Here is a 20,808-nt window from a genome sequence, read left to right as displayed (position 1 = left end):
TATATCGGGGCAATGGCGGCAGGCGACAACCTGCAATGCTGCATGGCAGCATTGCAGTTGCAGCAAGCAGATTGACCGTCACAGGGGCCAGAAGATCGGGATCACCATCGAGGCCACGACGGCCATCAGCAGGTTCAACGGCAGGCCGACGCGGATGAAATCGGCAAAGCGATAGCCGCCCGGACCATAGACCAGCGTGTTCGTCTGATAGCCGATGGGCGTGGCGAAACTGGCCGATGCGCCCATCATCACCGCGATGACCAGGGGACGCGGATCGACGCCCAGTTGGGTGCCAAGCGAAATCGCCACCGGCGTCACGATCACCGCGACGGCATTGTTGGTCACCGTCTCTGTCAGCGCGGTCGCCAGCAGATAGACCGCCAGCACCAGCCCCCAATGCGGCACCTCGGACAGCCAGGGCGCGACATAGGTCACGATCAGTTCGACCGCGCCGGAATTTTCCAGCCCCGCCCCAACCGCCAGCATGGCAAAGATCAGCGCCATCAACCGCCCATCGACAAAGCCAAGCGCCTCGTCCGCGTCGATGCAGCGTGTGCCCAGCACGATCGCCACCCCGACAAAGGCCAACAGCAGGATCGGCGCAACCTCGAAGGCGGACAGCGCGACCACCCCGACCAGCGTCGCGACCACGATCGGCGCATGTTTGCGGCGATAGGCACGGTCCGAAGGCTGGCTGACCTCAACCATCTCCATATCGGCGGCCAGCTTCTGGATATCTGCCGGGGCACCTTCCAACAACAGCGTGTCGCCGACGCGCACGACCAGATCGTCAAGCTGGCGGCCGATATTCTGGTTCCGGCGATGGGCCGCCAGCACATAGACGCCATAGCGCCGACGCAGGCGCATCGAACCAAGGCTGCGCCCGACCATGTGGCAACCCGGCGTGATCAGCACCTCGACCGTCGAGGTCTGAACCGAGCTAAGCTTGTCGACCATGCGCAGATCCTTGTGGGTCTGCAGGCCCAGAACCTCGGACATGGGGGTGCGCAGAACGACGCGATCGCCCGCCTCAAGGCGCACCGAGGACAGGTCGCGGCGCAGCGAGGCATCGCCGCGCAGAACGTCGATCACGCGCGCCGTGTCGCGGGTGAAGATGTCCACCTCGTCCAGCGCCTTGCCGATCAGGGCCGAATCCTCGGGGATGGCAACCTCGGTAAAGAACTTGGCCTTGGACCGCCCCGACATCAGCTGGGACATCGAGTCGCGTTCCGGCAACAGGCGCGGCGCCACCAGCAGCAGATAGATCACGCCGACGATCGCCATTGGCAGGCCGACAGGCGTGATCTCGAAGATCGAGAACGGCTCCATCCCGCTGGAGCGGGCAACACCATCGACCAGCAGATTGGTCGAGGTGCCGATCATCGTCATCGTGCCCCCCAGAATCGACAGATAGGACAAGGGGATCAACAGCTTCGAGGGCGAGCTTTTCATCTCATTGGCAAGCTGCATGAAGATCGGCATCATCACCACGACCAGCGGGGTGTTGTTCACAAAGGCCGACATCGCGCAGACCACGCAGGACACCAGTCCCAGCGTCAATAAAGGCCGCGCGCCTGCGTGGCGTGCGGCCCGTTGCCCGATCCAGTCAAGCGCGCCGGTTCGCACCAGCCCGCCGACGATGATGAACATGAAGGCAATGGTCCAGGGCGCGGGGTTCGACAGCACCCCCGCCACATGCGAGGGTTCCAGAATACCCACCGACAGCAACGCCACGCCACCCAGAATCGCCGTCACTTCGGGGGGATAGGTTTCGCGGATGAAAAGGGTCAGCATCCCGGCGATAATGAAGATCGTGGCGATCGCCGCCGGGGTTCCGCTTAGTTCAATTCCGAACATTCAGCTCTCGCAAAATTGGCCGCCGGGGCGGCACATTCGGCGCATCATGCGCAGAAACCGCGACGGCAAGCAAGCATCGCCACGGGGCCTTCGCGACGCGGTGGCCGCGCCGCGTCAAGGCGCAGGGATCAGGCCGGATGGGTCTGGGCCAGACGCCCGCCGTCGCGCACCGCCTCGATCCGGGTGGCCGCACCGCTGCGGTCGTCGGTTTCGACCAATACCCCGCAGATCGTGGCCTCTTGTTCGGCCGGGCTGAACCGGTCGCGGACCATGCCGGTGACGAAGCGGCGCAGGGGTTCGGTCTTTTCCATGCCGATCACGCTGTCATAATCGCCGCACATCCCGGCATCGGACAGATAGCCCGTGCCGCGCGGCAGGATCTGCGCATCGGCGGTGGGGATATGGGTATGGGTGCCGACCACAAGGCTGGCCCGACCGTCGCAGAAATGCCCGACGCCCATCTTCTCGCTGGTCGCCTCGGCATGGATATCGACCAGCGCGGCCTGCACCAGCCCGCCGCGCGGATGGGCCCGCAGCACGGCATCCAGCGCGGAAAACGGATCGTCATAGGGCCGCGACATGAAAACCTGACCCAACGCCTGGGTGACCAGAACCTTGCGCCCGCGCGCATCCGCAAAGACGCCGAACCCCTTGCCGGGCGCCTCTTTGGCGAAATTCAGCGGGCGGATGATCCGCGGCTCTTTGTCGATATAGGCCATCATGTCCTTCTGATCGAAGGCATGATCGCCAAGGGTCAGGCAATCGGCGCCGGAATTCAGCAGCAGTTGCGCGTGACCGGTCGTGATGCCGCGGCCACCGCTGGTGTTTTCCGCGTTCACAACGACAAAATCGGCCTTCAACCGGGCACGCAGCCCGGTCAGCTTTTCGGTAATGGCCCGGCGTCCCGCCCGACCCATGACATCGCCAAGGAAAAGTATCCGCATGGCCTGTCCCTATGACAAAGCCGTGACACGCTCAAGCGGGTTCGGGTCATGAAAAAGGCCCGCACCTTTTGGTGCGGGCCTTCATCTCACGATATCCCTGATGGGATCACTTGATGATTTTCGAAACCACGCCAGCGCCGACGGTGCGGCCGCCTTCGCGGATGGCGAAGCGCAGTTTTTCTTCCATGGCGATCGGGGCGATCAGCTCGACCTCGAACTTCAGGTTGTCGCCCGGCATCACCATCTCGGTGCCCTCGGGCAGCTTCACCGTGCCGGTCACGTCCGTCGTGCGGAAGTAGAACTGCGGGCGGTAGTTCGCGAAGAACGGGGTGTGGCGGCCGCCTTCTTCCTTGGTCAGGATGTAGGCTTCTGCCTCGAACTGGGTGTGCGGGGTCACCGAGCCCGGCTTCGACAGGACCTGGCCACGCTCGACGCCGTCACGGTCGACACCGCGCAGCAGCGCGCCGATGTTGTCGCCAGCTTCCCCACGATCCAGCAGCTTGCGGAACATTTCCACGCCGGTGCAGGTGGTTTTCTTGGTGTCGCGGGTGCCCACGATTTCCAGTTCGTCACCCACGTTGACAGCGCCACGCTCGACGCGGCCGGTCACGACCGTACCACGACCCGAGATCGAGAACACGTCTTCGATCGGCATCAGGAACGGCTGGTCCACGGCGCGCTCGGGCGTCGGGATGTAGCTGTCGACGGCTTCCAGCAGCGCGCGGATCGACTTCTCGCCGATTTCCTCGTCGCGGCCTTCCAGAGCGGCCAGCGCCGAACCCTTGATGATCGGAATGTCGTCGCCCGGATAGTCATACGAGCTCAGCAGCTCGCGGACTTCCATCTCGACCAGTTCCAGCAGCTCTTCGTCATCCACTTGGTCGACCTTGTTCAGGTAGACGACCATGAACGGAATGCCGACCTGACGGCCCAGCAGGATGTGCTCGCGCGTTTGCGGCATCGGGCCGTCGGCAGCGTTCACCACCAGGATTGCGCCGTCCATCTGCGCGGCACCGGTGATCATGTTCTTCACGTAGTCGGCGTGGCCCGGGCAGTCGACATGCGCGTAGTGACGGCTTTCGGTCTCGTATTCCACATGCGCGGTCGAGATCGTGATGCCGCGTGCCTTTTCCTCGGGCGCGCCGTCGATCTGGTCATAGGCGCGGAAATCGCCGAAATACTTCGTGATCGCAGCCGTCAGCGTCGTCTTGCCGTGGTCAACGTGACCAATCGTCCCGATGTTGACGTGCGGTTTCGTCCGTTCAAACTTTGCCTTTGCCATAACTGGCTCCTTCTTGAGTGACGGTGCGTGCAGGCACGCACCCTACGGGGGGTGGTAGGGTGCGCGGACCGCGCACCGCCCTTATGCGTATTTCTTCTGGATCTCGTCCGAGATGTTCTGCGGAACGCCTTCATAATGCGAGAATTGCATGGTGAAGACCGCACGACCCGAGGACATCGAACGCAGGTTGTTGATGTAGCCGAACATGTTGGCCAGCGGCACGGCGGCGTCGATGACGTTCGCGTTGCCACGGCTGTCCTGGCCGCGGACCATGCCGCGACGGCTGGTCAGGTCGCCGATGATCGAACCGGTATATTCTTCCGGCGTCACGACTTCGACCTTCATGATCGGTTCCAGCAGCTTTGCACCTGCCTTGCGAAGACCTTCACGCATTGCTGCGCGCGAGGCGATTTCGAAGGCCAGCACCGACGAGTCGACGTCGTGGAACGCACCGTCCAGCAGGGCGACCTTGAAGTCGATCACCGGGAAGCCTGCCAGCGGACCCGAGTCCATGACCGACTTGATGCCCTTTTCGACACCCGGGATGTATTCCTTCGGAACCGCACCGCCGACGATTTTCGACTCGAAGCTATAGCCTTCGCCCGGCTCGGTCGGATCGATCTGCAGCTTGACGCGGGCGAACTGACCCGTACCGCCGGTCTGCTTCTTGTGGGTGTAGTCGATCTCGGCCGGCTGGCTGATGGTCTCACGGTAGGCCACCTGGGGCGCACCGATATTGGCCTCGACCTTGAACTCGCGCTTCATCCGGTCGACCAGAATGTCGAGGTGAAGTTCGCCCATGCCCTTCATGATCGTCTGACCCGATTCCAGATCGGTTTCGACGCGGAACGAGGGGTCTTCGGCTGCCAGGCGCTGAAGGGCCAGGCCCATCTTTTCCTGGTCGGCCTTCGACTTGGGTTCCACGGCGATCTCGATCACCGGATCCGGGAAGGTCATGGTTTCCAGAACGACCTGCTTGGACGAATCGCACAGGGTGTCACCGGTGGTGGTCTCTTTCAGACCGGCCAGCGCGATGATGTCGCCTGCGAATGCTTCTTCGATCTCTTCGCGGCTGATCGAGTGCATCATCATCATACGACCGATGCGCTCGCGCTTGCCCTTGGTCGAGTTGATGATCGAGTCACCCTTCTTCAGAACGCCCGAATAGATGCGGCTGAAGGTCAGCGAGCCGACGAACGGGTCGTTCATGATCTTGAACGCCAGCGCCGAGAACGGCGCCGAATCGTCTGCCGGACGCTCGATGTTGCGGGTTTCGGTCTCGTCATCGGGGGCAAAGCCCTTCAGGACCGGAACGTCGATCGGCGCGGGCAGAAAGTCGATGACCGAGTTCAGCAGGGGCTGCACGCCCTTGTTCTTGAACGCGGAACCTGCAGTGACCGGGAAGAACGACAGCGACAGGGTGCCCTTGCGGATCAGCTGACGCAGGGTCGCCTCGTCGGGCTCGTTGCCCTCCAGATAGGCTTCCATGGCCTCATCGTCCTGCTCGACGGCCAGCTCGATCATGTTCGAACGCCATTCGTCGGCCAGGTCCTTCAGCTCGTCGCGGATGGGCTGGCGAACCCAGCTTGCGCCCAGATCTTCACCGATCCAGACCCATTCTTCCATCTTGATCAGGTCGACGATACCTTCCAGCTTGTCCTCGGCGCCGATCGGGAAAGCGATCGGGCACGGGGTGCCGCCGGTACGGTCCTTGATCATCTTCACGCAGTTGAAGAAGTCGGCGCCGATCTTGTCCATCTTGTTGACGAACACGATCCGCGGAACCTGATAGCGGTCAGCCTGACGCCACACGGTTTCGGTCTGCGGTTCGACACCGGCATTGGCGTCCAGAAGGCAGATCGCGCCATCCAGAACGGCCAGCGAACGTTCCACCTCGATGGTGAAGTCCACGTGACCCGGGGTGTCGATGATGTTGAAGCGGTATTTGGTGTCCGAGGTGCCGTCGGCAGTCGGATCTTCCTGGCGCTGCCAGAACGTGGTGGTCGCGGCAGACGTGATCGTGATGCCGCGCTCCTGTTCCTGCTCCATCCAGTCCATGGTCGCGGCGCCGTCATGCACTTCGCCGATTTTATGCGACTTGCCAGTATAGAAAAGGATGCGCTCGGTCGTCGTCGTTTTGCCGGCATCGATGTGCGCCATGATGCCGAAGTTGCGATAACGCTGCAGCGGATAATCGCGTGCCATGGATGGTGTCCTTTCGCTTTACCAGCGGTAATGGCTGAACGCTTTGTTCGCGTCGGCCATCTTGTGGGTGTCTTCGCGCTTCTTCACGGCGGTGCCGCGGCCGTTGACGGCATCGGCCAGTTCGCCGGCGAGGCGTTCTTCCATCGTGTTTTCATTGCGGTTCTTCGCCGCAGTGATCAGCCAGCGGATTGCCAGCGCTTCACGACGGGTCGGACGAACTTCAACCGGAACCTGGTAGGTGGCACCACCAACGCGGCGCGAACGAACCTCGACCGAGGGTTTCACGTTGTCCAGCGCTTCGTGGAAAACTTCGATCGGTTCGCGCTTCAGGCGGCCTTCGACGCGCTCCAGCGCGTTGTAGACGATGCGCTCGGCAACCGATTTCTTGCCGTCAACCATCAGGTTGTTCATGAATTTGGTCAGCACGCGATCGCCATATTTGGCGTCGGGCAGGATTTCGCGCTTTTCAGCGGCGTGACGACGGGACATCGATGTCTCTCCTTACTTCGGACGCTTGGCGCCGTATTTCGAACGACGCTGACGGCGATCTTTGACACCCTGGGTATCCAGCACACCGCGCAGGATGTGGTAACGGACACCCGGAAGGTCTTTCACACGGCCGCCGCGGATCAGCACGACGCTGTGTTCCTGCAGGTTGTGCTTTTCGCCCGGAATGTAGGAGATGACCTCGAAGCCATTCGTCAGGCGGACCTTGGCCACCTTACGCATAGCGGAGTTCGGCTTCTTCGGCGTCGTGGTATAGACGCGCGTGCAGACGCCACGCTTCTGCGGGCATCCCTGCAGGTGCTGCGACTTCGAGCGCTGCACCTTCGGCTGCCGCGGCTTGCGGATCAGCTGTTGAATCGTCGGCATTCGGTTCCCCGTCTTGCTCTGTCAATACTCGCAGCCTTTCGGCTGCGCCACTTCTCGACGGCATCTTGCGCGAATCGCAAAACGCCAAACCCATCCGGCCCTTACAAGGGTGGATGGGGAAATTCCAGAGGATCGAGGCATGTTTAGGGCCCGGATCGTGACCACATAGGTTCTGGCATATCAAGGCAGTTACCCGCCGAGTGACGGGCGTATAAGAGGATTCCGGGACCGTGTCAACAGAACCGGCGACCTAGCCCGGCAATGCCCGCGCCGCCTGTTCAAGCCCGTCGCGCCGCAGCCGAAACCGCTGCCACAGCTGCCTGTCGATCTGTTCCGGCGTCATCTGCCAGCCCTGCCCCGGCCCCATATCGCCGGAATCGCTGTCCCCGTGGATCGAGCGAACAAACATCAGCGGCTTGGTCACCGCGACGCCGGGCATCCACATCCCGATCTTGGAATGGTCGAAATGCAGCGCGGTTTCGGGCGCGTCGGGCCGCAGGAACACCGTCAGCGCCACCCCCATGTTGTGACACAGACGCGGCGTCACCTGCATCCCCTGCCCGTCCAGCCGCATCATCAGGCCGCGCGAATAGTCCAGCGACAATCGCCCCTCGGCCTTCCACAGGCCCTTGACCTTGCGGAAATCGCGCCGCGTCCGGTCGATATAATCGACCGCGACCGCATCGTCGTCATCATGGCGGAAATGGCCGATAACATCGGCCGACCGGTCCAGATGCGGGGCAATCGCCGCGTGGCAGGCCTGCAGATGCCGTTCCATAGGCGGGACCAGTTCCAGCCGCAGTTGGGGCATCTGTTCGCAAAGCTGCTGCAGGCGCGACAAATAGGGCTCGGGCAGATCCGGCCCGGTCATCACAACCAAGGTGAAATCGGCATCGCTTTGCGCCTGCCAGGCGGGCAGCGCGACCTGGGTGAACCAGAACCATCTCCTTGCAAGCCGACCCGGTTCATACAGATAGGCCCGTCTTTCGTCATAGCTGTCATGGCGGGTCTGATAGCCACGCAAGCCCACATAGGAAAACCGGCACAGACCCAGCATCTGCACCCGCATCAGAACGCGCCTTGCAGGATCACGGCGGATCTTGGTGACATGACCTGACCTTTCCTCATGCGCAGGTTATTCGGGACAGGGCCCCTTCCCCGCAAGCAAATCCGTCAGCAGCCTGCGGTCAAGGCCAAAGCGCTTGCCAAGCGCGGCGTCGATCCTGTCCTGCGGCATATCGACCAGCACGGGACGGTACCTGTCGCGCGGGCTGTCATTCGTGCCATGCACGCCACGCACCCACATGATGCGGTTCTGGATGCTGATGACATCCGCCAGCCGCCACAGCCAGTCGTGCCGATAATTCATGATCGAGCGGGGCCGGTCATTCGGGAAATACATGGTCAGCCCGCAGCCCCACAGCCGCGCCAGCTCACACCGCAATTCATGCTGGTCGCCCTGCTGGGTCAGGGTCAGGCCGCGCGCATAATCGACGGCAAAGACGGCATCCCTGCCCAGACCGGGACCAAAGCGGTGATAGTCCCGCCGCACCGTATCCACGTAATCCGAGGCCACGGTGTCGTCATCGTCGATGCGGAACTGCGCGACGATATCGGCACCCGGCTCGGTATGTTTGGCCAGAAGTTCGGAACAGACCTTGCCATGCGGACCGGGGGCGACCTGCTCCAACCGGATCTGGGGAACCGCCGCCGCCAGGTCCTGCAACCGCCCCAGCCACGGCTGCGGAAGATCCTCGCCGGTGGCAATGATCAGGGTGAAATCCGGGTCGCTTTGCCACAACAGCGGCGGAAGGCACAGGTTTTCGAACCAGCGCATCCGCAAATCCATCCGGGCCGGATCGTAAAGGATGCGACGGTTCTCCGTCAGATCGAAGCCGGTGGTCTGAAAGGAATTGGTCGACAGCAGGGAAAACCGGCACAATCCCAGAACCTGAACGCGCATCACTTCCCCCGTTGCCACCAAAAGAAAAGGCCCGGCATTCTTGCCGGGCCTTTCCAATGTTTTCAATGGGTCGCGATCACGCGTCGCCGTTTCCTTCGGGCATGTCGATGACGACACTGTCCGTTGCGGGCGCGCTGTCGGTCATGTCGGGCGCGGCAAGGGCTGCGGCGGTTTCCGCCTCGGCCTTGCGGGCCTGAATGACCTCGTTGTCACGCTCGGCGGCGATGCGACGCACGCGGGTGGTCGCGCCACCGGTACCAGCCGGGATCAGACGGCCGACGATGACGTTTTCCTTCAGACCGACCAGCTTGTCACGCTTGCCCTGAACCGACGCCTCGGTCAGCACGCGGGTCGTTTCCTGGAACGATGCGGCCGAGATGAAGCTGCGGGTCTGCAGCGATGCCTTGGTGATGCCCAGCAGCACCGGCTCGCCCGTGGCCGGACGGCCACCCTTGGCTTCGATCTTGGCGTTCTCTTCCTCGAACTCGTCGCGCTCGACATGCTCGCCCTTAAGCAGGGTCGTATCGCCGCTGTCGATGATCTCGATCTTCTGCAGCATCTGGCGAACGATCACCTCGATGTGCTTGTCGTTGATCTTCACACCCTGAAGTCGATAAACGTCCTGCACCTCGTCGATGAGGTAATCGGCCAGCGCCTCGATCCCCATGATCCGCAGAATGTCGTGCGGAGCCGGGTTGCCGTCCATGATGTAGTCACCCTTCTGCACGAAGTCGCCTTCCTGCACCGGGATGTGCTTGCCTTTCGGCACCATGTATTCGACCGGGCTGCCACCCTCTTCCGAAGGCTCGATGGCGATGCGGCGCTTGTTCTTGTAGTCCTTGCCGAAGCGCACATAGCCGTCGATCTCGGCGATGATAGCGTGATCCTTGGGGCGACGTGCCTCGAACAGTTCCGCCACGCGGGGCAGACCCCCGGTGATGTCCTTGGTCTTGGCGCCTTCACGCGGGATACGCGCGACGACATCACCCGGACGAACGTCCTGACCGTCTTCAACCGACAGAATGGCATCGACCGACATCGGATAGCTGACCGGGTTGCCCTGATCGTTGCGCACCGGCTCGCCATTGGCGTCCATGATGATGATCTCGGGCTTCAGCTCGTTGCCTTTCGGCGCGCTGCGCCAATCGGTCACGATCTTCTGCGTCATCCCGGTCGCGTCATCGGTCTCATCGCGAACCGACAGGCCCGTGGTCAGGTCGACAAACTTCGCCACACCGCCCTTTTCCGCGATGATCGGCAGGGTATAGGGGTCCCATTCGTACAGCTTGGTGCCGCGGATGACGCGCTCGCCTTCCGTCACGAACAGCTTGCTGCCGTAGAACAGCTTGTGGCTGGCGCGTTCCTGCCCCTGTTCATCGACGATGACCAGCTGCATGTTGCGCGACATCACGACCATTTCGCCATTGGCGTTGGTCAGCGTGCTTTCGTTGCGGAACTCGATCTTGCCTTCCTGGGCCGCAGCCTGGAACGACTGCTGACCGCCCTGTGCAATACCGCCGATGTGGAAGGTCCGCATCGTCAGCTGGGTCCCCGGTTCACCGATCGACTGCGCGGCGATGATGCCGACAGCCTCACCGATATTCACCAGCGTGCCGCGTGCCAGGTCGCGACCGTAGCACAGCGCGCAGACGCCATCCTCGGATTCGCAGGTCAGGGCCGAACGGATGCGGACGGTCTGAACGCCGGCCTGCTCAATCGCGTCGGCCTTGCGCTCGTCCACCAGTTCGTTGTGGCGCACGATGATCTCGTCGGTGCCCGGAACGAACACATCCTCTGCCGCGGTACGGCCCAAAATACGCTCGGACAGGGGCGAGATGACCTCGCCGTCATTGACCGCCGCGGATGCGGTGATCGACTGCTCGGTGCCGCAATCATGCTCGCGGATGATGCAGTCCTGCGCGACATCGACCAGACGACGGGTCAGATAACCCGAGTTCGCCGTCTTCAACGCGGTATCCGACAGACCCTTCCGGGCACCGTGGGTCGAGTTGAAGTATTCAAGAACGGTCAGACCTTCCTTGAAGTTCGAGATGATCGGCGTCTCGATGATCTCGCCGTTCGGCTTGGCCATCAGGCCGCGCATCCCGCCCAGCTGTTTCATCTGGTTGGTCGAACCACGCGCGCCCGAATGGGCCATCATGTAGACCGAGTTCGGTTCCATTTCGGCGCCGTTCTCATCGGTCTTGGTGGCCGAGATCGTCGACATCATGGCCTCGGTGACGCGGTCGTTACATTTCGACCACGCATCGACAACCTTGTTGTACTTTTCGCCCTGGGTGATCAGGCCGTCCAGATACTGCTGTTCGAACTCTTTGACCTGTTCCTGCACTTCCTCGACGATGGTCCACTTGTTGTCGGGAACCACCATGTCGTTCTTGCCGAAGCTGATGCCGGCACGGAAGGCTTCGCGGAAGCCCAGACCCATGATCTGGTCACAGAAGATGACCGACTCTTTCTGGCCGCAATAACGGTAGACGGTGTCGATGACGTTCTGGATGTCCTTCTTCCGCAGCAGACGGTTCACCAGCTCGAACGGAGCCTTGGCGTTCATCGGCAGCAGCGCGCCCAGACGGACACGGCCCGGCGTGGTTTCAAAGCGACGCACGACTTCCTGACCGTCATCGTCGATCTGACGGATGCGGGCCATGATCTTGGCGTGCAGATGCACCTCGCCTGCGGCAAGCGCGTGTTCGACTTCCTCGATATTCGAGAAGGCCATGCCCTCGCCCTTCATCCCCTCGCGCATCATCGAGGTGTAATAAAGGCCCAGAACCATATCCTGCGACGGAACGATGATCGGCGCGCCGTTGGCGGGCGACAGAACGTTGTTCGTCGACATCATCAGAACGCGGGCTTCCAGCTGCGCCTCAAGGCTCAGCGGGACGTGAACTGCCATCTGGTCGCCGTCAAAGTCGGCGTTGAAAGCCGAACAGACCAGCGGGTGCAGCTGGATCGCCTTGCCTTCGATCAGCGTCGGTTCGAACGCCTGAATGCCCAGACGGTGCAGCGTCGGCGCACGGTTCAGCAGGACCGGATGCTCGCGGATCACCTCGTCCAGGATGTCCCAGACCTCGGGGCGTTCCTTTTCGACCAGCTTCTTCGCCTGCTTGACGGTCGAGGACAGGCCCTTCGCCTCAAGGCGCGAATAGATGAACGGCTTGAACAGTTCGAGCGCCATCTTCTTCGGCAGACCGCACTGATGCAGCTTCAGTTCGGGGCCGGTCACGATGACCGAACGACCCGAAAAGTCGACGCGCTTGCCCAGAAGGTTCTGACGGAAGCGGCCCTGCTTGCCCTTCAGCATGTCCGACAGCGACTTCAGCGGGCGACGGTTGTTCCCGGTGATGACACGGCCACGACGGCCGTTGTCGAACAGCGCATCGACCGATTCCTGCAGCATCCGCTTTTCGTTGCGGACGATGATGTCGGGCGCGCGCAGCTCGATCAGGCGCTTCAGACGGTTGTTCCGGTTGATCACGCGGCGATACAGATCGTTCAGATCCGAGGTCGCGAAGCGGCCGCCATCCAGCGGAACCAGCGGACGCAGTTCCGGCGGAATGACCGGGATCACGGTCATGATCATCCATTCCGGACGGTTACCCGATTCCAGGAAGCTTTCGACGATCTTCAGGCGCTTGATGATCTTCTTCGGCTTCAGCTCGCCCGTGGCTTCCTTCAGATCCTCGCGCAGCTGCTCGGCAGTTGCGGCCAGATCGATATTGGCCAGCATGGCGCGGATCGCCTCGGCGCCGATATCGGCGGTGAAGGCGTCGGCACCGAAGTTGTCCTGCGCGTCCAGATATTCTTCCTCGGTCATCAGCTGACCATAGGTCAGGTCCGTCAGACCGGGTTCGATCACCACGTAGTTTTCGAAATACAGGATGCGTTCCAGATCGCGCAGCGTCATGTCCAGCATCAGGCCGATGCGCGAGGGCAGCGACTTCAGGAACCAGATATGCGCGACGGGCGCGGCCAGCTCGATATGGCCCATGCGCTCGCGGCGGACCTTCTGCAGCGTGACTTCCACGCCGCATTTCTCGCAGACGAGGCCGCGATACTTCATGCGCTTGTATTTGCCGCACAGGCATTCGTAGTCCTTGATCGGACCAAAGATGCGCGCGCAGAACAGACCGTCACGTTCGGGCTTGAACGTGCGGTAGTTGATGGTTTCGGGCTTCTTCACCTCGCCGAAGGACCAGGCCAGAATTTCTTCGGGCGAGGCCAGCGAGATCTTGATTTCATCGAACTGCCGCGGAGGAGTCAGCGGGTTCAGGGGATTTGTGGCAAGTTCCTGGTTCATTTTTCAATCCTGTTGAAGGGCGCGGGGTGGGCGGAAATGAGGGCCGCAGCCCTCACTCCTCTTCCTCCGCATCCAGGAGTTCCATGTTGAGGCCCAGACCCCGGACCTCCTTGACCAGCACGTTGAACGATTCCGGCACGCCGGCCTCGAAGTTGTCTTCGCCCTTGACGATCGATTCGTAGACCTTGGTGCGGCCCGCGACGTCGTCCGACTTGACCGTCAGCATTTCCTGCAAGGTGTAGGCGGCGCCATAGGCTTCCAGCGCCCAGACCTCCATCTCACCCAGACGCTGACCACCGAACTGAGCCTTACCACCCAGCGGCTGCTGGGTCACAAGGCTGTACGGACCGGTCGAACGGGCGTGCATCTTGTCATCGACAAGGTGATGCAGCTTCAGGATGTACTTGGTACCGACGGTGACTTTCCGGGCGAATTGCTCGCCCGTCCGGCCATCGAAGACAACCGACTGACCCGAACTGTCAAAGCCCGCGCGCTGCAGCGCATCGTTCACATCGGCCTCTTTCGCGCCGTCAAAAACGGGCGTGGCGATGGGAACGCCGGTGCGGACAGTGCCCGCATGCTCGCGCAGCGTCTCGTCATCCAGACCTTCGAAGGTTTCGGCATACAGCTCATCGCCGTAACCGATCTTCATTGCCTCGCGCACCGGGGTCATGTCGCCGCTGCGGCGATACTCTTCCAGAGCCTCGTCGATCTTCAGACCCAGGCCGCGCGATGCCCAGCCCATATGGGTTTCCAGAATCTGACCGACATTCATACGCGAAGGCACGCCCAGAGGGTTCAGCACCAGATCGACCGGGGTCCCGTCCGCAAGGAACGGCATGTCCTCCATCGGGACGACCTTGGACACGACACCCTTGTTGCCGTGACGACCGGCCATCTTGTCGCCTGCCTGCAGCTTGCGCTTCACGGCAACGAACACCTTGACCATCTTCATCACGCCCGGCGGCAGGTCGTCGCCCTGACGGACCTTCTCGACCTTGTCCTCGAAGCGGGCTTCCAGGGCCTTGCGCTGCGCATCGTACTGATGGTTCAGCGCCTCGACTTCCTTGGCGACCTCTTCTTCGCTGACGGCAAGCTGCCACCACTGACCGCGCGACAGGGTGCCCAGCAGATCCTCGTTGATCTCGCTGTTCGCCTTGATGCCTTTCGGACCCTTCACCGCGGTCTTGCCGAGGATCAGCGTCTTCAGACGGGCATAGATGTTGCGGTCCAGGATCGCCTGCTCGTCGTCGCGGTCGCGTGCCAGACGCTCGACTTCCTCGCGCTCGATCTGCAGCGCGCGTTCGTCCTTGTCGACACCATGACGGTTGAAGACACGCACTTCGACGATCGTGCCATAGGCACCCGGCGGCAGACGCAGCGAGGTGTCGCGGACATCCGAAGCCTTCTCACCGAAGATGGCACGCAGAAGCTTTTCTTCCGGCGTCATCGGGCTTTCGCCCTTGGGGGTGATCTTACCCACCAAGATGTCGCCCGGCCCGACCTCGGCGCCGATATAGACGATACCGGCCTCGTCGAGGTTGCGCAGGGCTTCCTCGCCGACATTCGGGATGTCGCGGGTGATTTCCTCGGGCCCAAGCTTGGTGTCGCGGGCCGCCACTTCGTATTCGTCGATATGAATCGAGGTGAACACGTCGTCGCGGTGGATCCGCTCGCTGATCAGGATCGAGTCTTCGTAGTTATAGCCGTTCCAGGGCATGAACGCGACGACCACGTTGCGGCCGATGGCCAGTTCACCCTGATCGGTCGAGGGACCGTCGGCGATGATCTGGTTGCGGACCACGGTGTCGCCGACCTTCACGATCGGACGCTGGTTGATGGTCGAGGACTGGTTCGAACGCTTGAACTTGCGCAGACGATAGATGTCCACGCCGGCATCGCCCGCTTCCAGACCTTCATTGGCCCGGATCACGATCCGCTGTGCATCGACCTGGTCGATCACGCCGCCGCGACGCGCCATGATGGCGGCGCCGGAATCGCGGGCCACGGTCGCTTCCATGCCGGTGCCCACGAAGGGGGCCTCGGCGCGCAGAAGCGGCACGGCCTGACGCTGCATGTTCGAGCCCATCAGAGCGCGGTTGGCGTCGTCGTTTTCAAGGAACGGGATCAGCGCCGCAGCGACCGAGACCAGCTGTTTGGGCGACACGTCGATCAGGTCGATCGCATCCACCGGGTTCAGCATGAAGTCGCCCGCCTGGCGGGTGCTGATCAGTTCGTCGACAAAGTTGCCCTCGGAATCAAGCGTCGCGTTCGCCTGGGCGACCGTGTGACGCATTTCCTCGGTGGCCGACATATAGACCACGTCATCGGTCACCTTGCCCTCGATCACCTTGCGGTACGGGGTTTCGATGAAGCCGTATTTGTTGACGCGGGCAAAGGTCGCGAGGCTGTTGATCAGACCGATGTTCTGACCTTCCGGGGTTTCGATCGGGCACATCCGGCCATAGTGGGTCGGGTGAACGTCGCGAACCTCAAAGCCTGCGCGCTCGCGGGTCAGACCGCCCGGCCCAAGGGCCGACAGGCGACGCTTGTGCGTCACTTCCGACAGCGGGTTGGTCTGGTCCATGAACTGCGACAGCTGGCTGCTGCCGAAGAATTCGCGAACCGCGGCCGCCGCCGGTTTGGCGTTGATCAGATCCTGAGGCATGACCGTATCGATCTCGGTCTGCGACATCCGCTCGCGGATGGCACGCTCCATACGCAGCAGGCCGACGCGATACTGGTTTTCCATCAGTTCGCCGACCGAACGGACACGACGGTTGCCCAGGTGGTCGATATCGTCGATCTCGCCCTTGCCGTCGCGCAGTTCCACCAGACCGCGGACACAGGCCACGATATCGGCGGGACGCAGCGTCCGCTGGGTGTCCGGCGCATCCAGATTCAGACGCATGTTCATCTTGACGCGGCCCACTGCGGACAGGTCGTACCGCTCGGCGTCGAAGAACAGGCTGTCGAACAGGGTCGAGGCGGCCTCGACGGTGGGCGGCTCGCCCGGACGCATGACGCGATAGATGTCCATCAGCGCCTGTTCGCGGTTCATGTTCTTGTCGGCCGCCATCGTGTTGCGGATATAGGGGCCGACATTGACGTGATCGATGTCCAGAACCGGAATGTCGGTGATATCATTGTCCAGCAGGGTCTTCAGCAGACCGCCCGACAGATCGCCTTCCTTGTCGTATTCCGCAGTGATCTCGTCGCCGGCCTCGGCATAGATGAAGCCGGTTTCATCATTGACGATATCCTTGGCGACAAAGCGGCCGATGACGCGGTCGAACGGGATCAGCAGGTTCACCTGCTCGCCCGATTCCTGCAGCTTCTTGACCAGACGCGGGGTGACCTTTTCACCGGCCTTGGTGATCACTTCACCAGTTTCGGCATTGACCAGATCATAGGTGGGACGGGTGCCGCGCACACGCTCGGGGAAGAAGCGGGTGACCCAGCCAGCCGAACGACCCTCGCGGCGCAGCGAGTAGTCGACGGTTTCGTAGAAGGCGTCCATGATGCCTTCCTGATCCATGCCCAGGGCATAAAGCAGCGTCGTGACCGGCAGTTTCCGGCGACGGTCGATCCGTGCGAAAACCAGATCCTTGGCGTCGAATTCAAAGTCCAGCCAGCTGCCGCGATAGGGGATGATGCGGCAGGCGAACAGCAGCTTGCCCGAGGAATGGGTCTTGCCGCGGTCATGGTCGAAGAACACGCCCGGCGAACGGTGCATCTGCGACACGACGACACGCTCGGTTCCGTTCACGATGAACGTACCGTTCTGGGTCATCAGGGGCATGTCGCCCATGAAGACGTCCTGTTCCTTGATGTCCTTGACCGACTTCGCGCCGGTATTTTCATCGACATCGAACACGATCAGGCGCAGCGTCACCTTCAACGGTGCGGCATAGGTCATGTCGCGCTGCTGACATTCTTCGACATCGTATTTCGGACGGTCGAGTTCGTATTTCACGAATTCAAGCGTCGCGGTCTCGTTGAAATCCTTGATCGGGAAAACCGACTGGAAAACGCCCTGAATGCCCTCGCCATCGTGATGGCCGGTGCCCTCACCCGAATTCAGGAACAGATCATAGGAGGATTTCTGAACCTCGATGAGGTTCGGCATCTCCAGAACTTCGCGGATGTTGCCATAATAGCGGCGGATGCGCTTCTGGCCGACATAGGATTGCGCCATGGAGTCTCGTCACCTTTCGTCATCGCGCGCATTCCAGGTCGGGGCCCCCGGAACGCGGACTACGAATGCAGGGTGAGGTTCCATTCCTGTCGCCCGTCCCACCGCGCGACTCCCGAACCTCGAACATGCCCTGAAGGAAGGTCTGCAAAGCGGGCCTTGCCCAAACCGCCCTTCAAGACAGGTTCGGCAGGGACCGGAAAATCCGGACCCTGCCTCAATCAGTCAGCTGTAAAGCTGATTACTTCAGCTCAACCTTGGCACCAGCCGCTTCGAGCTTTTTCTTCATTTCTTCGGCTTCGTCCTTCGACGCGCCTTCTTTGACTTTGCCGCCGGCTTCGACCAGGTCCTTGGCTTCTTTCAGGCCCAGACCGGTGATGCCGCGCACTTCTTTGATCACGTTGATCTTGTTGGCGCCGGCGTCGGTCAGAACGACGTCGAATTCGGTTTTTTCTTCGGCAGCTTCAGCTGCACCAGCAGCCGGACCAGCCATCATGACGGCGCCGCCAGCGGCCGGCTCGATGCCGTATTCGTCTTTCAGGATGGTTTTCAGTTCCTGGGCTTCCAGCAGGGTCAGGCCCACGATTTCTTCGGCGAGTTTCTTCAGATCAGCCATTTTTCCGTTTCTTTCAGTTAGTGTTCCAACGTCGGGTCTTCAACCACCAGTCGGGAAAGGGTTGCTTCAAGCAGCCTCGCGCTCTTCCAGAGTGCTGAGGATGCCCGCGATGTTGCTAGCAGGCGCGCCAATCGCACCGGCGATGTTCGAAGCAGGTGCACCGATGCAGCCGACGATCGAAGCAATAAGCTCTTCACGCGACGGCATAGCGGCGACAGCTTTCACACCGGCCGGATCCAGCGCCGAGTCGCCCATCGCACCGCCCAGGATCACGAACTTGTCGTTCCCCTTGGCGTATTCGTCACAGACCTTGGCCGCAGCCACGGGGTCTTCCGAATAGGACAACACGGTCATGCCCGTCAGGTAGTCAGCAATGCTGGCGCACGGCTTACCCTCGAGGGCGATCTTGGCGAGCCTGTTCTTGGCAACACGCACGGCACCGCCCGCTGCGCGCATGCGCGAGCGGAGGTCCTGCATTTGCGCAACCGTCATTCCCTCGTAGTGGGCAACCACCACGACGCCAGAGCTTTCAAAGATCTGGCCGAGTTCTTCGACCACCTGTTCTTTTTGTGCTCTATCCACGGTTTCACTCCAATGTGGGGGTTTCCCCCCGGCTCTCACTTTGTCCCGGCTCCTGGGAACCGGGGCGAGTCCGCAAGGGACAAGACCGCCCGAAGGCCGAGCCTTCGGAAAAATGCTTGTTCCCATCTCAGGCAGGAGATTAAGCTGACACGTCAGCACCCGCCGTCTCGGACGAATCGATAAACGCGCAGATCGTGACCTGCGCGCGTATCAAGCCGGTCTTCTACATATCTTGCCGAAGATTGTGAAGAGCAAAGATGCCAAGTTCTGTCGGGTGCACACATAAAAAAACGCACCACCTGACCGCGCCGATCCACTAAGCCTGCAAACACGCGCCCTTTACGTCACAAGGAACACCCGGTGTCACTGGAAGCGATCAATCTCTACAAGATTTATTACGACGAGGCGTCCTTCAAGGCCATCGCCCCACCCTACCTGCCGCTGGACAATCGAAACGGCTGGTTCGAGCTGATGCCGATCCTGAATTTTCTGGAAACGCACGAACTTGACCCCAAGGCGTGGTATGGCTTCGTGTCGCCCAAGTTTCCCGAAAAGGCCAATCTGGAACTGGCAGATGTGACCGCGCTGATCGCCGCCGATCCCCAGGCCGATGTCGCCTTGTTTTCGTCACGGTGGCTGTATCTGCTGTGGTTCGACAATGTCTGGACCTAGGGAGAGGCGTTTCATCCCGGCCTGATCGACAGCGCCGAACAGTTCCTGCGCAGCCTTGGGCACCAACCGGATCTGCGCCGCGAGATCGGCGATTTTCGGGATTCGGTGTTTTCCAACTTCATCGTTGCAAGGCCTGCATTCTGGCAGGAATGGCGACAGCTTGCGCGCGCCTATGTCGATTATACCCGCGCGCAAGGCCCGGACGCGGCAGATAATCGGGCGACCTTCTACATCGGGCCCGCGACCCACTATCCGCTGAGAACCTTCGTCCAGGAACGGCTGGCCTGCTGGATCCTCAGCCGGGGCAAATACAGCGTCGTTCATCCTGACTATATCGCGCAGCCGATTCACAACGTCGATCCCAACGATCCGGCACGCGGATTGCGGCGGCTGCTGCGCCTGACCTATGCCAGCAAGAAACTTGCCAAGGGATCAGGGCGTGCGGGACGGCTTGGTTTCAAGATTGCGCGCAAGCTGGCGGTGCTGGCGCATGGCCGGAAACAATCCGCGTTCAAGGGCGCAAGGACCGACTGACCCCCGGACATGAAAAAGGCGGCGCAAATGCGCCGCCTTCGAATTGCCTGCAAAGGAATGCAGATCAGGCCTGGGTTGCCGACAGAACGTCAACCGACACGCCCGGACCCATGGTCGAGCTGATCGAGACCTTTTTCATGTAGGTCCCTTTCGCGCCCGAAGGCTTGGCCTTGTTCACGGCATCCACGAAGGCGCGCAGGTTCTGCACCAGCTTGTCTTCGTCGAAGCTGACCTTGCCGATACCGGCATGGACGACGCCGGCCTTCTCGGCCTTGAACTGGACCTCACCGCCCTTGGCAGCGTTGACCGCGGCGGTCACGTCCATGGTCACGGTGCCGACCTTGGGGTTCGGCATCAGGTTGCGCGGGCCCAAGATCTTGCCCAGACGGCCGACCAGCGGCATCATGTCCGGCGTCGCGATGCAGCGATCGAAGTCGATCTTGCCCGACTGGATGGTTTCCATCAGGTCTTCCGCACCGACGATATCCGCACCGGCAGCCTTGGCTTCGTCAGCCTTGGGACCACGGGCGAACACGGCGACGCGAACGTCCTTGCCGGTGCCTGCGGGCAGGGTCACAACGCCGCGGACCATCTGGTCTGCGTGACGCGGATCGACGCCCAGATTCAGCGCGATTTCGACGGTTTCGTCGAACTTGGCCGAAGCGGCGCCCTTGACCAGCTTGACCGCGTCTTCGACGGTCAGGTTGTCCTTGCCCGCGAAGGCAGCGCGCGCGGCAGCTTTTTTCTTGGAGATCTTCGCCATG

The 20,808-nt window shown here is 61.6% G+C and carries 15 protein-coding genes; 2 read left to right on the top strand and 13 right to left on the bottom strand.

Annotated features, from left to right (window positions below; translation table 11 throughout):
* Window positions 1-78: 78 nt before the first annotated feature.
* The 12 genes from BMX67_RS11150 to rplJ all read right to left on the bottom strand — a co-directional run bounded on the left by BMX67_RS11150 (window position 79) and on the right by rplJ (window position 18,838).
* Window positions 79-1,857, bottom strand: a complete 1,779-nt coding sequence (locus tag BMX67_RS11150) for an SLC13 family permease (protein ID WP_090734928.1) — start codon at window positions 1,855-1,857, stop codon at window positions 79-81.
* Between the two features lie 128 nt (window positions 1,858-1,985).
* Window positions 1,986-2,801, bottom strand: coding sequence for a TIGR00282 family metallophosphoesterase (locus BMX67_RS11145; RefSeq protein ID WP_090734926.1), 816 nt, complete (start codon window positions 2,799-2,801; stop codon window positions 1,986-1,988).
* A 106-nt stretch (window positions 2,802-2,907) separates the two neighbouring features.
* The gene (gene tuf, locus BMX67_RS11140; protein WP_090734924.1) at window positions 2,908-4,083 is read right to left on the bottom strand and encodes an elongation factor Tu; all 1,176 of its coding nucleotides are present in this window, start codon (window positions 4,081-4,083) and stop codon (window positions 2,908-2,910) included.
* An 81-nt stretch (window positions 4,084-4,164) separates the two neighbouring features.
* Window positions 4,165-6,288: an elongation factor G gene (gene fusA, locus BMX67_RS11135; RefSeq protein ID WP_090734922.1), complete on the bottom strand. Its 2,124-nt coding sequence runs from the start codon at window positions 6,286-6,288 to the stop codon at window positions 4,165-4,167.
* Between the two features lie 18 nt (window positions 6,289-6,306).
* Window positions 6,307-6,777 carry a 30S ribosomal protein S7 gene (rpsG, locus tag BMX67_RS11130; RefSeq protein WP_090734920.1) on the bottom strand — a complete coding sequence of 157 codons (471 nt, stop codon included), beginning with the start codon at window positions 6,775-6,777 and terminating at the stop codon, window positions 6,307-6,309.
* Between the two features lie 12 nt (window positions 6,778-6,789).
* Window positions 6,790-7,161, bottom strand: coding sequence for a 30S ribosomal protein S12 (gene rpsL, locus BMX67_RS11125; protein ID WP_022705687.1), 372 nt, complete (start codon window positions 7,159-7,161; stop codon window positions 6,790-6,792).
* Between the two features lie 250 nt (window positions 7,162-7,411).
* Window positions 7,412-8,230: a glycosyltransferase gene (locus BMX67_RS11120; protein WP_090734918.1), complete on the bottom strand. Its 819-nt coding sequence runs from the start codon at window positions 8,228-8,230 to the stop codon at window positions 7,412-7,414.
* A gap of 66 nt (window positions 8,231-8,296) precedes the next feature.
* On the bottom strand, window positions 8,297-9,124 hold the full coding sequence (locus BMX67_RS11115; RefSeq protein ID WP_139206499.1) for a glycosyltransferase: 828 nt from the start codon (window positions 9,122-9,124) through the stop codon (window positions 8,297-8,299).
* A 76-nt stretch (window positions 9,125-9,200) separates the two neighbouring features.
* Complete coding sequence (rpoC, locus tag BMX67_RS11110) at window positions 9,201-13,445, bottom strand: DNA-directed RNA polymerase subunit beta' (RefSeq protein WP_090734914.1); 4,245 nt, start codon at window positions 13,443-13,445, stop codon at window positions 9,201-9,203.
* 52 nt (window positions 13,446-13,497) lie between these two features.
* Window positions 13,498-17,643, bottom strand: coding sequence for a DNA-directed RNA polymerase subunit beta (gene rpoB / locus BMX67_RS11105; protein WP_090734912.1), 4,146 nt, complete (start codon window positions 17,641-17,643; stop codon window positions 13,498-13,500).
* Window positions 17,644-17,881: 238 nt separating this feature from the next.
* Window positions 17,882-18,256, bottom strand: a complete 375-nt coding sequence (rplL, locus tag BMX67_RS11100) for a 50S ribosomal protein L7/L12 (RefSeq protein ID WP_090734910.1) — start codon at window positions 18,254-18,256, stop codon at window positions 17,882-17,884.
* A gap of 66 nt (window positions 18,257-18,322) precedes the next feature.
* On the bottom strand, window positions 18,323-18,838 hold the full coding sequence (gene rplJ / locus BMX67_RS11095) for a 50S ribosomal protein L10 (RefSeq protein ID WP_090735074.1): 516 nt from the start codon (window positions 18,836-18,838) through the stop codon (window positions 18,323-18,325).
* A gap of 360 nt (window positions 18,839-19,198) precedes the next feature.
* Here rplJ and BMX67_RS11090 point away from each other — a divergent pair, with 360 nt between their 5' ends.
* Window positions 19,199-19,510, top strand: a complete 312-nt coding sequence (locus tag BMX67_RS11090) for a hypothetical protein (protein ID WP_090734908.1) — start codon at window positions 19,199-19,201, stop codon at window positions 19,508-19,510.
* 105 nt (window positions 19,511-19,615) lie between these two features.
* A complete protein-coding gene (locus BMX67_RS11085) occupies window positions 19,616-20,044 on the top strand; it encodes a hypothetical protein (protein WP_090734906.1) in 429 nt (142 codons plus the stop codon).
* Between the two features lie 64 nt (window positions 20,045-20,108).
* Here the strand turns inward: BMX67_RS11085 and rplA are convergent, their stop codons facing one another.
* Window positions 20,109-20,807 carry a 50S ribosomal protein L1 gene (gene rplA, locus BMX67_RS11080; RefSeq protein WP_090734905.1) on the bottom strand — a complete coding sequence of 233 codons (699 nt, stop codon included), beginning with the start codon at window positions 20,805-20,807 and terminating at the stop codon, window positions 20,109-20,111.
* Window position 20,808 lies beyond the last annotated feature (1 nt).

Source organism: Paracoccus homiensis (assembly GCF_900111675.1).
GTDB lineage: Bacteria > Pseudomonadota > Alphaproteobacteria > Rhodobacterales > Rhodobacteraceae > Paracoccus > Paracoccus homiensis.
The sequence above is the reverse complement of the archived record's forward strand: the minus strand, read 5'-3'. Positions and strand labels throughout refer to the sequence as shown.

Coding starts and splice junctions, on each gene's coding strand:
- BMX67_RS11150 (WP_090734928.1), bottom strand. CDS start 1,857: ATGTTCGGAATTGAACTAAGCGGAACCCCGGCGGCGATCGCCACGATC.
- BMX67_RS11145 (WP_090734926.1), bottom strand. CDS start 2,801: ATGCGGATACTTTTCCTTGGCGATGTCATGGGTCGGGCGGGACGCCGG.
- tuf (WP_090734924.1), bottom strand. CDS start 4,083: ATGGCAAAGGCAAAGTTTGAACGGACGAAACCGCACGTCAACATCGGG.
- fusA (WP_090734922.1), bottom strand. CDS start 6,288: ATGGCACGCGATTATCCGCTGCAGCGTTATCGCAACTTCGGCATCATG.
- rpsG (WP_090734920.1), bottom strand. CDS start 6,777: ATGTCCCGTCGTCACGCCGCTGAAAAGCGCGAAATCCTGCCCGACGCC.
- rpsL (WP_022705687.1), bottom strand. CDS start 7,161: ATGCCGACGATTCAACAGCTGATCCGCAAGCCGCGGCAGCCGAAGGTG.
- BMX67_RS11120 (WP_090734918.1), bottom strand. CDS start 8,230: ATGCGGGTGCAGATGCTGGGTCTGTGCCGGTTTTCCTATGTGGGCTTG.
- BMX67_RS11115 (WP_139206499.1), bottom strand. CDS start 9,124: ATGCGCGTTCAGGTTCTGGGATTGTGCCGGTTTTCCCTGCTGTCGACC.
- rpoC (WP_090734914.1), bottom strand. CDS start 13,445: ATGAACCAGGAACTTGCCACAAATCCCCTGAACCCGCTGACTCCTCCG.
- rpoB (WP_090734912.1), bottom strand. CDS start 17,643: ATGGCGCAATCCTATGTCGGCCAGAAGCGCATCCGCCGCTATTATGGC.
- rplL (WP_090734910.1), bottom strand. CDS start 18,256: ATGGCTGATCTGAAGAAACTCGCCGAAGAAATCGTGGGCCTGACCCTG.
- rplA (WP_090734905.1), bottom strand. CDS start 20,807: ATGGCGAAGATCTCCAAGAAAAAAGCTGCCGCGCGCGCTGCCTTCGCG.